This window comes from Paremcibacter congregatus (assembly GCF_006385135.1).
Lineage (GTDB): Bacteria > Pseudomonadota > Alphaproteobacteria > Sphingomonadales > Emcibacteraceae > Paremcibacter > Paremcibacter congregatus.
Map to the genome: position 1 here is coordinate 3,129,211 of NZ_CP041025.1, position 15,431 is coordinate 3,144,641.

The following is a 15,431-nucleotide window of genomic DNA, read 5'->3' on the forward strand; positions in this document are numbered from 1 at the left end:
TATAACCTTATTTTCTCTGAATCTTTGCCGCACAATCCGGCCAAGAATAAACAACAAAAGGGGGAGAACGCCTGCTCTCCGCCCAAAGAATTCCAAATTTATGACACTGATATATCATATAACCGTCATACGGCAAGCATTTAACAGTTACATGTCCTCTCCTAACAGGAAACTCCCCCGCCGCCTTTAAAGCCACCTGCCCAGAATGGCGCGCACTATTCATCGTAAATGTGGCGATTTTCTGTTCGTAGCATTTTCCCCGGCCATTCCACAAAAGATGTCCAAAATCACCCAGTTTTACCTTGGATCGGAACGGATTTTACGCTATGCAGAACCCTTAATCGCGAAAAAATGGAGTGTTTCGGCATGGCTGCCCAACAAAATATAATCTTAAAAAGCATCACCCAAAAAATTGCAAAACCTGCCGTGCTGGCGGTTCTGACCTCTGCATTGGCTCTCACCCTGACCGCTTGTTCTGATAAAGAAAACAAGGAACAGACGGCAGAAGACAAGCAAACTGTCGAAGACAATAAACCTGTCGCAGACACACAAACCAAGGAACAAACATTGCCCTCTGAGACTGAAATTTTCACCACAGAAAGTGGCCTTCAATATCAAATCCTGACCAAAGGTGACGGCGCAAGCCCCGAAGCCACCGACACCGTCACTGTCCATTATGAAGGCACCCTGATGGATGGCACTGTCTTTGACAGCTCCTACAAACGCGGTGAAACGATTTCCTTTCCCCTGAACCGCGTGATCAAGGGATGGACAGAAGGCGTGCAGCTGATGAATGTCGGCTCCAAGTATAAATTCACCATTCCGTCCGAACTGGCCTACGGCGAAAGCGGCGCCGGCGGCGTGATCCCGCCGAACGCTGACCTGATTTTCACCGTCGAACTGTTCGATATTCTTGATGCCGATGAAATTGAGAAACAGGAAGCGGCCAAGCGTGCGGAAATGGAAAAAATGATCGAGGCCATGAAAGCCGAAGGAGAGAAATTCCTCACCGAAAACGCCAAAAAATCCGGCGTCAAGGTAACCGAGAGTGGTCTGCAGTATAAAGAACTTCTTGCCGGCACCGGTAAAAGCCCCGCCGCCACAGATCGTGTTACCGTTCACTATGAAGGCACCCTGATTGACGGCACTAAATTCGACAGCTCCTATGATCGCGGTGAACCGATTGATTTCGGCCTCAATCAGGTCATCTCCGGCTGGACCGAAGGCCTGCAACTGATGCAGGAAGGCGCGAAATACAAACTGTTCATCCCGTATGATCTGGCCTATGGCCCCCAAGGTTCCCCTGGTGCGATTCCTCCGTATGCGACGCTGGTTTTCACCGTCGAACTGATCCGGGTAAACTAATCTGATGATGCGATCCCTTCTCCTCCTGGCAGCCTTCAGCGGCTTTACAGCCGTGCTGTTCGGGGCAATGGGATCGCATTTCCTCTTTCCCTATATGACAGAAAAAGGCCCGGCGCTGTTCCGCACAGCCAACCTGTACCATCTAGTCCATAGTCTGGCCCTGCTAGGTTGCGCCCTGCTGGTTCCCCTCTGCGACAAATCAGAACAAGCCCTCAAATACCTCAAACTCTCCGCTGGCGCTTTCCTTCTTGGCCTGATTCTGTTCAGCGGCATGATCTATTATGTGGCATTGTCTCCTTCTCCGCTGCATTTCCTCATTCCTCTGGGTGGTCTGAGTTTTATGACCGGATGGGCCCTGCTTGCGGCCACAGCGCTGTCACTGTCCCGCCCATAAAAAAAGCCGGCGCTGTTTCCAGACACCGGCTCATTCTTTAGTAAAATATTTTTAGAGCTGATCAAGCATGTATTCCGCACTGGAAACATGGAATTCACCAGGGCCTTCAATATTCAGAGACGTAACAACACCGTCTTCCACCACCATGGAAAAACGCTTGCCGCGCATTCCCATGCCGAATCCCGTGCCATCCATTTCCAGGCCAAGCGCCTTGGCGAAATCACCGTTACCGTCCGCCAGCATGCTGACTTTCCCATCGGCATTCTGGCTCTTGCCCCAGGCCCCCATAACAAAAGCGTCATTCACCGCCATACAGGCGATCTCGTCCACGCCCTTGGCTTTAAACGCGTCAGCCTTTTCAATAAAGCCTGGCAGATGCTTGGCGGAACAGGTCGGGGTAAAAGCGCCCGGAACGGAGAAAAGCGCGACTTTGCGTCCGCCAAAAATCTCGGCCGTCGTCCGCGGAGTGGGCCCGTCGGCTGTCATTTCAACAAGAGTAGCTTCCGGCAGTTTGTCACCAACAGCAATGGTCATGGCGTATCCTTTTGAGTAAAGTTAAGTTTCGTTGCGTAGAGCAATATAAAACAAATAAGAAATGGAACCAATCTTTCAAGGATATCCCCGATAGAATTTGGCTGAAGATAAAAAAGGATTGTCAAACTCAGACCAATCAGCATGCTTGGCAATATCATCTTTGGATTAAGCCGCACCCCGGCCAGCCTGAGCAAAACCACTGGCCCGAAGGCTGATCCCAGGGCGCCCCAGGCAAACATGACCCGAGAGAAAATATCCGACGGCAAATAAATCGCCACCGCCACCGACAGGCCGCACAGCACTGCAATTACCAGCCGTGAAACCCACAGACGGTTTTCTCCCTCATCCGGTTCCCCCATGACATCATGGGCCACAGCCGAGGCGCTGACCAAAAGCTGGCTGTCCGCTGTCGACATGATCGCACTCAGCACCGCCGCCAGCAGTATAGCCCCCAGCACCGTGGGCAGAAGACTGTCTGTCATGACAAAAAACAGCTGTTCCGGGTCGGCCAGGGGCTGGGTAATCAGGATCCTGCCACACAGTCCAAGTACCACCATATTTCCCAACACAACCACGAACCAGAAGATGGCAAACTTCTGCGCTGTCCGCACCGCTTTCTGACTTTTCAAGGCCATGAAACGCGTGAGCAAATGCGGCTGCCCAAAAGCGCCAAGCCCCATCGCCATTGTGCCGACAACAAACCCCAGCGCCATCAACCCCACATTGGGTCCCGTCAACGACAACTGTTCTGGGCTAGAAATTGCCTGCAGCCCCTGCCACAAACCGATCGGGCCCCCAACTTCAATCAGGGCCAGCGCCGGCAGCAGCAGCGCCGCCACAAGCATCAGCATCCCCTGCAGGGTGTCCGTCACACTCACCGCCCAAAATCCACCGAGCAATGTATAAATCAGCACAATGCCGCCACCCAGAAGAATGCTCGTCGACATAGACATATCAAAAGTACTGGCAAATGCCTTGCCTGCCCCCATAAACTGTGTCGCCACGTAAAAGACAAAACAAAAGGTCACCACAGCCGCAGCGAAAAGACGAATAGCCCGCTTTGTCCGCTCTGTTCCGTCCAAGGCCAGTACATCGGTTAACGTCACGAGCTTCTCCGCCGCCGCCAGACGCTGAAGACGCGGCGCGAGCCACAACCAGGAACCACCATGACCGAGAATCAGACCAACAAACATCCAGATGGTCGACAGGCCAAAAGTGAAAGCGGCAGCGCTAAGACTTAAGATTGACCAGGCCGAAGCAGAACTCGCCGCATAACTTATAGAGGCGACAAAAGGCCCCAGCGCCCGACCGCCGACAAAGAAATCCGTATTGCTGTGCGTGCGGCGCTGCGCCCAGAGGCCGATCAGAATTAATGTGATTTTATAAACCACAAGGACAATAACTACCGTGGTCTCTTTTGACATATATTTCCCGATTCCCTATTTAGTTTCATATTCTTCCTGTTATTATCCCAGTGTACCCGAGCAAAGCCCCATTCGCGAGTTTTATGATTTCATTACTCATATGAAATAATTTCTTGATGAAATACTTGATATCATTCTATTTTTCTGAATAATATAAACGTTAGTTTTAAAAGCTACAGTATTCTGAATCATAAAAAACAACATACCTTGGGAATAAATCAATGATTAAATGCGCCACACTCACCTCTATTCTCGGCTTATCAGCAGCCCTTACCAGCCTGACCCCGGCCGCGGTATACGCCGCGGAAGAAATCGCAATTGAAGATATTGTGGTGACCGCGACTAAACGGTCCGAACGTTTGAAGGATGTGCCGATTTCTATGTCCGCAATTTCTGCCGAACAACTGGATCAAACGGGGGTGCGGGATTTGAAATCCATTGCCGAATATATCCCTAACCTGCAGATCAGCCAGAGTAATGATTTCCGCTCCACCGTGACCATTCGCGGTGTTGGCGCCCAGAGCCGTAATATCGGATTTGACGCCCGGGTCGGGGTTTATGTGGATGGTGTATATATGGGGCAGTCTCCTTCTCTCAATCAGGAACTGCTTGATCTGGAACGGGTCGAGGTTTTGCGCGGCCCCCAAGGCACCTTGTTTGGCAAGAATACGGTTGCCGGCGCCATCAGTCTTGTTACCAAAAAGCCCGGTGATGAAATTTCAGGCCAGGTCAGCGCCGACTTTGGCAATCTCGGGTATCGTGAATTCAAAGGCATGGTTAACCTGCCTGTCTCTGAGAAAGTCTCAACCAAATTCTCCGTCGCCAAAACCGACCGGGATGGATACATCAACAATATCGTCACCGGCAACGACCTGATGGAAATTGACACGCTCGCCTACCGGGCCCAGATCCGGGTCCAGGTCAGCGACCAACTTGAAGTCAATGCCTCCTTTGACGGACTGAACAGCGAAAGCCTGATTCTGATCGGAGAACCTTTGACCGATATGCTGGGGATCACAACAGTGCCGCTCGCCCCCGAAGAACGGGTGGTCGCCTTTAGCGCCGATCCTACGGACAAGCGAGATATCTACGGCGGGCATCTGGACATCAGTTATGAAACATCCGGCGGTTTTACGATTAAATCCATCACCGGCTACCGGGAAACCGATGCGTCCTATACCAACGTCACGGACTACGCCCACCTGGATATTGTTTCTATCGAGTATGCTGACAAATACAAACAATTCTCAGAGGAAGTCCAGTTTATTTCTCCTGATGGCCAGGACTTTACTTACATGGTCGGACTCTATTACTACGACCAGAAAGCCGACACCCAGCGCGATGTAATTTTAGGGCAAGATTTCCTGACATCCTACATTGGTCTTCTGACCGGCGCCGATGCAGTAGGGCAGGAAGTCATTCGCCAAACACTCGGTTTTGGTTCGCCAGGTGACCTGGTGTATAACAGCGGGACTGTAAACACCAAAAGCTACGCCGCATATTTTAACGGTGGCTATCAAATCAGTGACAAACTGAAACTCGGCCTTGGCCTGCGCTACTCCATAGAAGATAAAGATGTTAACTGGCTTCTGGACGGGCGCAATTCTGGACACCCCCTACCCTTTGCCCATCCATTAAATGCATTGGCCTTTAACATCGGGTCCACTGGCAGCGACCCCAGTAATCCGTCGCCATTGATTAATGACCGTCAGGATAAATTCTTTGCGCCCGCAGTAAGTTTAACTTATGCCTTAACAGATGAAGCCAACATCTACGGTAAATATTCTTCCGGCTATAAAAGCGGTGGTTTCAATCTCGATTATATCAACGCAGATGAACTGGCGGAAAATACCGGATTGGAATTTGACAAGGAAACTGTCGATAGTTTTGAAATCGGCTATAAGGCCAGTTATTTCGACAATAAGGTCACTCTGAACATGGCTGCCTTTATCGCCAATTATGACGATTATCAGGTCAACCAGTTTGTGGACCTCGGCGGCGGCAAAACATCCATTCGCATCACCAATGCCGCCAAGGTGAAGACCAAAGGTATTGAAGCCGAAGCCACATGGCGCGCCACAGAAAACCTGACTTTCACAGGGTCGATGGGCGTGTTGGATGCCACTTTTGATGAATTCCTCGAAGGCGGCTCAGGCGGGTCTGACGTATCCGGCAACCGCCTGCCCAACGCCACCACCTTCAATGCCGCTTTCAGCGCCCAATATTACCAACAGATTGACAGTTTGAATTCAACCTTGTTGATCCGGGCGGACCTGACGCACCGCAGTGATTATTACACCACAGTCAACAACGACACCACCGCCCCGCTGCGCGCCGGGGGCACCGTGCCGTTTGACCGTATCGAGCCATTGACTTTAATCAACGGCCGCATCGGTCTGATTTCCAACAATGAAACCTGGGAAGTCTATCTCTGGGGTCGCAACCTGACCAATCAGAAAAAATATGTGGATGACTTACGGGATTTCTTCGGCACCATTTCCCGTTTCCCGAATCAGCCACGGACATATGGCATCGAAGCCGTGTTTAACTTCTAGGACAGCATGATCTGACGAAATAAGAAAAGGGAGGCTGTTCAGCCTCCCTTTATCTTTATAAGCCCGCCATTCCGGAGGCTTACGGCTGCGCCGTGACCGCCACTTCATGGGACGGACCGTCCTGCGACAGGATGGTCAGGATCAAATCAGCCCCGGCCAAACTCTGCCGCGCCATGTAAGGCACCGAGAATAACCGGACCCCGTCAGAGTCCATGCGCCCAAACATCGCCCCGTCCGGTCCCTCGACAATGATATCCTTCACCGCTGTAAAATCATCAGGTAATCTGATGTCCAGATGTTTTTTGGCCCCTTCCCGGACCGTCACCACCACCCCCGACGCCGACCTTTTTATCGGCACCATATCCTGATAGCGTTGCAGCTGCGCCTGTTGAAAGAAAGAAATCTTGAGATCTTGCGGCGCGCCAATATCCAGCCGGTATGTGCCTTCCTGCGGCACGCAGATTTCCGCGCAGATCATATATTCCAGATCCAGATCCAACGAAACCGGCTCGCTGGCGTCCCCCACCGTCACATCAATCGGTAAAATCACCTCCTGATTATAAATCAACGTTTCCATGTCAAAAATATGCAACCGGTGTGGTGTCGGCCATTTCACAGAAATGCGGTCCACGTTTTCCGCATCTCCCCAGCCCCAGCGGGGCGGCAGACCGGCTTCCCCGGGAGAGCGCCAATACGTCTTCCACCCCTCTTTCAAGGAAACCTGCCAGCCGATCTTTAATGTTTTCGTGGCTTCATCATAGCCGCCGACAAAAAGCCGCGACTTGGTATATTGATCAATCACCCAACGTGACGTGCCCCCTTCTGCCAGCACGGGCCCAGAGACAACCAGCATCAATATCAGGCTTAACGCCACCGTATAAATTCGTTTCTTTTGCATCAAAATCATTTGTTTCTGTTTATTCTCATGCCATAAGTATATAGACTATCCTGATTTAATATAATCAATATTGTGTGAACTTTATGTCAATGATCGGCGGGGCTCCGCCCGGAAAGAAGTCAGAACATATGATAAAATCCACTTACCTCGAAGGACAACTCCTGCTCGCCATGCCCGGCATGACCGACCAACGCTTTGACCGCAGTGTGATTTATATCTGTAGCCACAATGAAGAAGGCGCCATGGGCCTGGTGATTAATGAAAAGGCATCCAATATCGACTTTCCTGACCTGATGGATCAGTTGAATATTCCTTATGATGCCCAGAAAAGCCAAGGCAACCCCAACCCCACAGATGACATCATCCTTCATACCGGCGGACCTGTGGAAATAGGCCGGGGCTTTATCCTGCATTCGGCAGACTATGTTCAGGACACGACTCTGATCATTTCTGAAACCGTCGCCCTCACCGCCACCATCGATATTCTGTCGGCCATCGCCGAAGGCCGTGGCCCGCGCCATTATATTATCGCTCTGGGCTACACCGGCTGGGGCAAGGGGCAGCTCGAAAGCGAACTCAGCCGCAACAGCTGGCTCAACACAGAGGCCGACTCAGAATTGCTTTTCCGCACGGATCTTGATTTGAAATGGCCGCGCGCCATGGCCAAGCTTGGCATTGACATTACCCTGCTGTCCACCCATGCGGGCAACGCCTGAAATAGACCGCTTCCAAGTTATGCAATAATTGCATGGCTGCATTGTAATTTATGCCTCTAGTGTCCTTCAGCCCATTCCCCTATATTCCCCTCAGATGTTTTGAACATCTACGGATAAAACGCTCCCAAGTTTTATCCTGCTATAACTCCCGCCCTCCCTGGGTGTTATAGCTTGTTTCATTGTCTCCCAAGACATGAAGCCTCCCTATATTTTGAGACTTGCCGGGTTTTTTAACCCGGCATTTTTTTTGCCTTAACATCTTATATAAATCCATATTAACTATATGATAAATATATCTTTTATAAACATTAGCAAAAATAAAAGTTAAAGATTTATCTATTAACACTCCCTTAATACTTGCGCTGTAAATTACTTTTCAAGTGCATAACAAGATGCCGAGATCTGATCCGTATATAATGATCGGACCACATATGATATCGGCACTGATTTTTTAAATTAAAGTAAGTTAAAGTAAGTTAAAGTTAGGTTTTAAAAATGATGAACATTAAACACATGATCAAGATTGCTGTCGCAACAGCTCTCATTTCACTTCCCTTCGTATCCGTAAACTCCGCCAGCGCCAATGAAGTCGCTGACTGGCAGGGTAAGGTTGGCCAGAAAATCGCCAAAAAACAGATTTATCCGCGTTCCGCAATGCGTAAAGAAATTGAAGGCAGCGCCAAGATCAAGGTGAGTATCGCCCGGACAGGCGAAATTAAAAATTTCGAAATGATTGAGAAAACCGGCCACGATGTTCTTGATCAGGAAGTTCCAAAACTGATGGATCGCCTGAACCCTCTGCCAACTCCGCCGGCAAGCCTTACAGACGATCAATTGAGCTTTGTAATGCCAATCAGCTGGCGTCTGCAATAAGTCACAACTGAGCGACCCGAATACGAAAAAGGCTGCCTCCATTCTGGGGCAGCCTTTTTTATTTGATTTGTAACCGGCCTTCTTCTGGTCGTTTAGTATCCTGCAGCCTGGCCGTCTTTGCGCATTTCCGACGCCGCCTTATAAACCCCCTGATCGCGGTCCCAGTAGATCATCTGATACCCCCCGTAACCGCCTTTATCGATTTTTACCCTGTGCCCGCGGGATCTCAGATCCATCACGACATGGTCTGCCACACCAAATTCCACGTTAAGCACTCCGCCATCAGTCATGATCTGTCCTGTTGGCTGGCTTGAACCGTCATGGCGATAACGCGCCACATCACCGGCTTCCTGCACATTCATGCCGAAATCAATGATATTGCTGATGATCTGCGCGTGCCCCTGAGGCTGCATCCCGCCGCCCATAAGACCAAAACTCATCACTGGATGTCCGTCTTTCATCACAAAGGCCGGAATGATGGTATGGAATGGCCGCTTGCCGGGCGCGTAGACATTGGGGTGATCTTTCTTCAGGGCGAAGAGCTCTCCCCGGTCCTGTAACATAAAGCCCAGGCCATCCGGCACCAGCCCTGACCCCATCCCCCGGTAATTGCTTTGAATCAGACTGACCATCATGCCATCCTTATCCGCCACCGTCAGATAAATGGTGTCTCCGTCTTGTAGAACGTCCGGGTCCGGATATTTCACTTTCTTCAGGACCTTGTCCATACGAATCAGCTTACGCCGTTCTGCGGCATATTCCTTGGACAGGAGCTTCTCTATCGGCGCCTTGAAATATTCCGGGTCGGCATAGAATCGGGCCCGGTCCTCAAAAGCAAGCTTCTTCGCCTCTGTATGTACATGCAGATAATCCGCACTGTTATGGCCCATGGCTTTCAGATCAAAGCCTTCCAGAATATTCAGCTGCTGCAATGCGGCTATGCCTTGGCCGTTCGGCGGCAGCTCGAACACATCATAGCCGCGGTAATTCACCGATTGCGGTTCAACCCAGGTGCTGGTGTGACGCGCCAGATCTTCTTTACGGATATATCCGCCAATGCGCACCATATAAGCATCAATGGTGGTGGCGATTTCTCCCTTGTAAAACGCGTCACGTCCCCCCTTCGCAATCCTTTCCAACGTCCGGGCCAGATCAGGATTCCTGAACATCTGCCCTTCCACTGGCGCCTTGCCATCAGGATAATAGGTTTTCAGGAAATTCTCCGTTTCCTCTACCCCCGAATTTTCCGCCAGGAACCGCTTGCCCGCGATTTTCATATAATGGGCAATCAATTGCGTCACGGGGAAACCTTCCCTGGCATAGCGGATTGCCGGCGCGAGGTTTTTCTTCATCGACAATTTGCCAAACTTGCGATGCAATTCAAACCAGCCGTCCACCGTACCGGGAACCGAAACCGGCAAGCTGCCATATTTCGGGATTGAGGAGACGCCGCGTCTGGCCAGCTCTTCTTTCATTTTTTCATAACTCAACCCAATCGGCGCTCGTCCCGAACCATTCAACCCATAGAGTTTTTTGGTTTTCGGGTCCCAGACTATGGCGAAAATATCCCCTCCAATGCCGTTCCCTGTGGGTTCCATCAGTCCGATGGCCGCGTTGGCTGCAATCGCCGCATCTACCGCCGAACCGCCGTCTTTCAGGATATCCAGCGCCACCTGGGTGCCCAACGGTATGCTGGTTGCCGCCATACCGTTTTTGGCGATCACCTGGGACCTGGTGGCGAATTGCGCCCCGACATTACGGTCGCCCCGGTCTGATAAAGCAGTAGCTTCCCCTGCAGAGGCCCCCACAGACCCGCCGGCAATCATGCTCAACACACCTATTGTATACATCCATATCTTCATCAGAAATTCCTCCCGTATATCTTTAAAAAAAGAGCAGGTCATTTTCATAACCTGCTCTTCTCATCAAGGTGTTATTTGGCCCCGTCCAGAATGAACTGACGCACATTCTTCGCCAGTTTTTCCAGAGACGGATGATGCAAATACATCATGTGTCCGGCCTCGAAATAATCCATCGTAATGCGGTTCTGATCCAGTCCATACTGCGCCATGGTGTATTCCGTACCAAAGAAAGGCGTCGCCATATCATAGTAACCATTGGCCACATACATACGCAGATCTTTGTTCTGACGCATGCCCCGGGCGACATAATGCCCCAGAGCCGGATAACCGCCGGTCCAGCTTTGTCCCTGCTTCCAGTTCCATTTTTTACCTGGTTTACCGCTCAGCACTTCATAGCGTTCCTCCCGCTCAATATTGAGCGTACGCCCGAAATAATCATTCACCGCCGCCGTGTAGGCCGCACTGATGCCATAACCGGACGGATCAGCTTCGAATGTTTCGCCCGCGTCATCTTCCTCGGTGCCGGTGAACCGGCTGTCGAGCCGTCCGACAACCTTGCCTTCATCCCGCAGGAGTTCTTTCATAAAGCGGAATTCGTTCACCCGCAGACGGGCTTGTTTGAGATAGCCTTTGCTGAGGCCTGTATAACGGCTGAGTTTGGTGAGAATATTCTCCCGTTCAGCATCCGTCATCCGGTTGCCCTTCAGCAACGCCACGGAATATTCATTGATGGCGAAATTACGCGCCTCGTCAACGAAAGCTTCCAGCGTGGTTCCCGTTTTATCGACCTTGCCGTGATACCAGGCGGTCGCGGCAAAAGTAGGCAGAAAACTGACATAAGGATCATCATTGGCGGACCCGCCATCTGTGGTCTGAAAGTCCAGAATAGAGGAAATCATGATCAGGCCATTCAGCGCCATGCTGTTATAACCCTGTTGCAATTCCTTGACCAACGCCGCCGTACGGGTGGTGCCATAGCTCTCGCCACCAACATATTTCGGTGAATTCCAGCGTTTGTTTTTCGTGACATACATCTGAATGAATTTGGCAATTGATTTGGCGTCTTCATTCAGACCCCAGAAATCCTTGCCCTTACCCGCGCCGACCACCTTGGAATAGCCGGTGCCCACCGGATCAATGAAGACCACATCGGTCACATCCAGCAGGCTCAACGGATTGTCAATCAGACTATATGGCGCCGCTCCGGCATTGACCGCATCACTCGGCACATCAATACGTTTCGGGCCAAAGACCCCCATGTGAAGCCACAGGGAAGCAGAGCCTGGTCCGCCGTTGAACATAAATGTAATCGGCCGCGCCGCCGGATTTTTCACCCCATCCTTGGTATAGGCTGTGGAGAAGATGCTCGCCACTGCCTCACCCTTGTCATTTTTAAGGTGAGTATCCCCGGCCGAGACCGTGTATTTAAGTGTCACACCGTTGAATTTACCGGTATGCTTGGTCACTGATGTCTGAATTTCCGGCACCTTGGCCGCTTCTTCTTTTTTCGTCTCTTCGGCCGAATGCGCGATTCCGGCGGACCAGGCAAAGACACTGGCCATCAGACAAATTTTTATAATTTTATGCATGCTAAACAATCCCATAGATTATCCCCGTTTTGAGTTATTGGTGAAATAGAAAACCCTCTTGCCGCATATAGTGGCAAATCATATATGATAAAGCAAGTAATCCTGCTTCATCGTTGGCGTTCTGCACCATCCAATTTCTGACATGTTTCACTTTTATATAAGGGGCACGGGCTAATGAGGATAGGACCACATATCAATGCAGACCCCAATTCCCTATGAAATTGCGGCGCTTCTGATGGGCGGCACCATGTGTGCATTTATGGCGCTTTATTTCAGCATGGACAGCAAGGGTACAAAATCTCCCAAAAGATTTCTCGCCGGTTTCCTGTTTATTTATGGCCTGACCTTTATTGATAACTTCTGGGAAACTTCCGACCTGATCTTTCAGTATCCCCGGCTGGCCGGGTTAATGGTGCCAAGCTTTTTCCTGCTGGGGCCGTTCTTATATTTTTACATCCGCGACATGTGCGATCCTGAAAGCTACAAACTTGACCGCAAACGGTATCGACATTTTATCATGCCCGTTATCGCCGTCGTTCTGATGATGACGTTTTACAGTTTTCCCGACACCCTTAAATTCTCTCTTCTGATGGAAGAGGAAGACTTGCCGGAGACCGGATATTTTCTGATCGGTGTTCTCGGCGTCGTCCTGACCCAGATCATGCTACCGGTCCAGATACTCTATTATCTGGTCAAGTCATACCGAATCATCCGACGTCATTTCACCACCCTGAAACAGTTTTTCGCCAATGTAGAAGATCATAAACTCGACTGGTTACGGGTATTGATTATCATGTTGTCAATACAATGGCTTCTTTACGCCTTTGATCAATTGTTCGGCTGGTCGGACGCCCTGTCGGAACCGATAGGTACGATCACCACCCTGGTGGATGTCGGTATTATTTACTTTCTCAGCTTCAAAGGCCTGCGTCATGACGCGGTCCTGCGGGAAGAAGAAAGCCTGCAACGACAACTCGACACAATCGCGGACCAACAACACCCAAAAACAGAACCAGAAACAGAAACAACCCGTGAAACGCCGCAGCCCGCCAAATATGCAAAGTCCGCCCTTAGCGATGCAGATTCAGAACGTATCTTGCACAAACTGCAACAAGCCCTGGAACTGGATCAACTCTATAAAGACAACATGCTGTCCCTGCGCAGCCTCAGTGATCACACCCGTATTTCCCCCAATTACATCTCTCAAGTGATCAACCAGAACCTCAACTGCAATTTTTTTGATTTTATCAATAAATTTCGCGTGCGCGCCGCCCAGGAAAAACTGGTGCCGAAGGGGGACGAGAAAATTTCGGTGCTCGACGTGGCCCATGAGGTCGGCTTTAATTCCAAGTCGACCTTTAACACGGCCTTCAAACGGTATACCGGACTGACCCCGACTCAATATCGCAAACAGCAGCAATCCAGCGCCTGATCGCCCGGCGGCTGCCTGACACCCCCATCAGGCAATGCCATTTCCCAACTCCTGCAGAAGATGATTCGCCGCCCGCAACGGTCTGTGACCTGTTGTGACCAACTGGCCGCATCTTTGCCACATTCTTTCCTGTCCTGCCTCCGTTTTGCCACAGTTTTTAAATGCGTCACATTTCGAACATTATTGATTTAAATCAATATCTTATAAACGTTCGAATACATAGGCGAAGACGAAAAACCGCCCCTTCCCTATCGGACCGGACGAAACCCACCGAACCACTCCCTATATTCATTTTGGGCGAGGGGAAAACTTGAACTGCCGCAATGAAATACGCGGTATTTTTTTTAATCCAAGTGATCCCAATTTAATAGATAACCTAAGGACTATATAGAATGAGAAATTACACCCCTAAAATCGCGATGATCGCCGCAGCAACCTCCGTGATCTCCTTTCCGGTGTTTGCCGCCAGTGAACAGGCCCCGTTTAACGGCCCTTACGTCGGGGGAGCCTTAACCTTGCATGACTTTGGCTCCGGTGCGACCGTCAGCCCATCCGCCACCATCACACTTGATGACAAGAATAAAGTCGGCGGCGGCATTTATGGCGGCTATGGCGTCCAGATGGATCAAATCTATTTCGGGCTGGAAGGTGGTTTTTACCTCAACAACACCCCGGAACCGACATTCTCTTTTGACACCACAAACGGCGGATTGAAAGCCAAAAATACTTTTGACATATCCGGTCGTGTCGGTTTCGTGGCCGAACAGGTCTTGTTCTACGGGCTGGGCGGATATACCAACACCAAGTTTGACACCACTGGCCTCGCAGCCAATGTGGACAAACGTCTGGGCGGGTTCCGGTATGGTGGCGGGATTGAATTCGCCATGACACCCCAGTTCAGCATCCGGGCGGAATATACCCGCGCCGAATATAAAAAATGGGATGTGGCAAGCGGAGCCAACACCATTACCCTTGACCCTGATGAAAATCGCTTCCTGATCGGAGCAAGCTTCCACTTCTAAAAAAACTACCCTCTGGAAATGATCCCCCCTCATTTCCGGACGCAGGGGCGGAAACCACCCCCCTTATCCTCAAAGGACCGCCCCTGCACCCCCGCTTCTTTACGTCAGCTTCTCAACCAACGCTTCAAGTCCGGTGGCTGCGGCAAAATCCACGGCAGTGCGTTTGTCATCCGCCTGAATGGTTTTATCAGCACCTTTTTCCAGCAGCATATCGACCACCGGCGCATTTCCGAGACTGGCCGCCGCCATCAGAGGGGTGTAGCCCCCCGCCTGAGCCACATTGACCTTGGCGCCCGCATTCAGCAACAAGCTGACAATGGCCCCGTGCCCGGCTGCACAAGCACTGTGCAAAGGCCGTAAATCGGTCCCGTTATCCGCATGAATATTGACATTGGCGCCACGTTCCACCAAAAGCGCCGCCGCCTCCATCGCGCCAAAGAAACACGCCAGATGAAGAGCGGAAAAGCCATCCCCGGTCATCGCGTCAATATTGCCTTCGCCGGTGTCAAGGCAGGCCGCCAGATCATCAGGCATATTCAGGGCGGCGAGTTCAAACTGGTCGAGCGCCGGCTGTTGTTCCAGCAACGCCTTGGTCAGGTCATATTTTGCCAGATACAGGGTGAAAAGAATGGCTGACATGCCGTCCTCGCTACGGCTTCCGGCCAAAGCCGGATCCTGCGCCAGAATTTCCCTCAGTCTGGCCTCATCGGCCACGTCAATGGCCTTGAATAAATCATCCCGCGACATTTGTTCTCCTCTCTCTTTCG

13 protein-coding genes are annotated in these 15,431 nt (G+C 50.9%); 7 read left to right on the top strand and 6 right to left on the bottom strand.

Going from position 1 to position 15,431, the window contains the following annotated elements; translation table 11 throughout:
- Positions 1–366 precede the first annotated feature (366 nt).
- Together FIV45_RS18890 and FIV45_RS13870 are read left to right on the top strand one after the other, a co-directional pair.
- Positions 367–1,365 (top strand): BamJ family beta-barrel-assembly machinery protein, encoded by a 999-nt coding sequence (locus tag FIV45_RS18890; RefSeq protein ID WP_181040082.1) that lies wholly within the window; start codon positions 367–369, stop codon positions 1,363–1,365.
- Between the two features lie 4 nt (positions 1,366–1,369).
- Complete coding sequence (locus FIV45_RS13870; protein ID WP_099475146.1) at positions 1,370–1,759, top strand: DUF423 domain-containing protein; 390 nt, start codon at positions 1,370–1,372, stop codon at positions 1,757–1,759.
- A gap of 51 nt (positions 1,760–1,810) precedes the next feature.
- On the opposite strand, the gene FIV45_RS13875 is transcribed toward FIV45_RS13870, so the two are convergent.
- Both FIV45_RS13875 and FIV45_RS13880 read right to left on the bottom strand, forming a co-directional pair.
- Positions 1,811–2,293, bottom strand: coding sequence for a peroxiredoxin (locus FIV45_RS13875; RefSeq protein ID WP_099475145.1), 483 nt, complete (start codon positions 2,291–2,293; stop codon positions 1,811–1,813).
- Positions 2,290–3,717: a sodium/proline symporter gene (locus tag FIV45_RS13880; RefSeq protein WP_099475144.1), complete on the bottom strand. Its 1,428-nt coding sequence runs from the start codon at positions 3,715–3,717 to the stop codon at positions 2,290–2,292. Before FIV45_RS13880 ends, FIV45_RS13875 begins: the two co-directional genes overlap by 4 nt.
- Positions 3,718–3,938: 221 nt before the next feature.
- Here FIV45_RS13880 and FIV45_RS13885 point away from each other — a divergent pair, with 221 nt between their 5' ends.
- A complete protein-coding gene (locus FIV45_RS13885) occupies positions 3,939–6,272 on the top strand; it encodes a TonB-dependent receptor (RefSeq protein ID WP_099475143.1) in 2,334 nt (777 codons plus the stop codon).
- A gap of 79 nt (positions 6,273–6,351) precedes the next feature.
- Here FIV45_RS13885 and FIV45_RS13890 read toward each other — a convergent pair whose 3' ends face one another.
- Positions 6,352–7,170 (bottom strand): protein-disulfide reductase DsbD domain-containing protein, encoded by an 819-nt coding sequence (locus tag FIV45_RS13890; RefSeq protein WP_165777107.1) that lies wholly within the window; start codon positions 7,168–7,170, stop codon positions 6,352–6,354.
- A 128-nt stretch (positions 7,171–7,298) separates the two neighbouring features.
- Here FIV45_RS13890 and FIV45_RS13895 point away from each other — a divergent pair, with 128 nt between their 5' ends.
- Positions 7,299–7,886 (top strand): YqgE/AlgH family protein, encoded by a 588-nt coding sequence (locus FIV45_RS13895; protein WP_099475141.1) that lies wholly within the window; start codon positions 7,299–7,301, stop codon positions 7,884–7,886.
- Positions 7,887–8,381: 495 nt separating this feature from the next.
- Positions 8,382–8,759 (top strand): energy transducer TonB, encoded by a 378-nt coding sequence (locus FIV45_RS13900; protein ID WP_099475140.1) that lies wholly within the window; start codon positions 8,382–8,384, stop codon positions 8,757–8,759.
- Positions 8,760–8,851: 92 nt separating this feature from the next.
- Here the strand turns inward: FIV45_RS13900 and ggt are convergent, their stop codons facing one another.
- Both ggt and FIV45_RS13910 read right to left on the bottom strand, forming a co-directional pair.
- On the bottom strand, positions 8,852–10,585 hold the full coding sequence (gene ggt / locus FIV45_RS13905; protein ID WP_099475394.1) for a gamma-glutamyltransferase: 1,734 nt from the start codon (positions 10,583–10,585) through the stop codon (positions 8,852–8,854).
- Between the two features lie 107 nt (positions 10,586–10,692).
- Positions 10,693–12,210: a S10 family peptidase gene (locus FIV45_RS13910; RefSeq protein ID WP_099475393.1), complete on the bottom strand. Its 1,518-nt coding sequence runs from the start codon at positions 12,208–12,210 to the stop codon at positions 10,693–10,695.
- A gap of 196 nt (positions 12,211–12,406) precedes the next feature.
- On the opposite strand from FIV45_RS13910, the gene FIV45_RS13915 reads away from it, so the two are divergent.
- Both FIV45_RS13915 and FIV45_RS13920 read left to right on the top strand, forming a co-directional pair.
- Positions 12,407–13,642 carry a helix-turn-helix domain-containing protein gene (locus tag FIV45_RS13915; protein WP_099475139.1) on the top strand — a complete coding sequence of 412 codons (1,236 nt, stop codon included), beginning with the start codon at positions 12,407–12,409 and terminating at the stop codon, positions 13,640–13,642.
- Between the two features lie 392 nt (positions 13,643–14,034).
- Entirely contained in the window at positions 14,035–14,664 is a 630-nt protein-coding gene (locus FIV45_RS13920) for an outer membrane protein (protein ID WP_099475138.1), read from the top strand.
- Positions 14,665–14,763: 99 nt separating this feature from the next.
- Here FIV45_RS13920 and FIV45_RS13925 read toward each other — a convergent pair whose 3' ends face one another.
- Positions 14,764–15,411 (bottom strand): ankyrin repeat domain-containing protein, encoded by a 648-nt coding sequence (locus FIV45_RS13925; RefSeq protein WP_099475137.1) that lies wholly within the window; start codon positions 15,409–15,411, stop codon positions 14,764–14,766.
- Positions 15,412–15,431 lie beyond the last annotated feature (20 nt).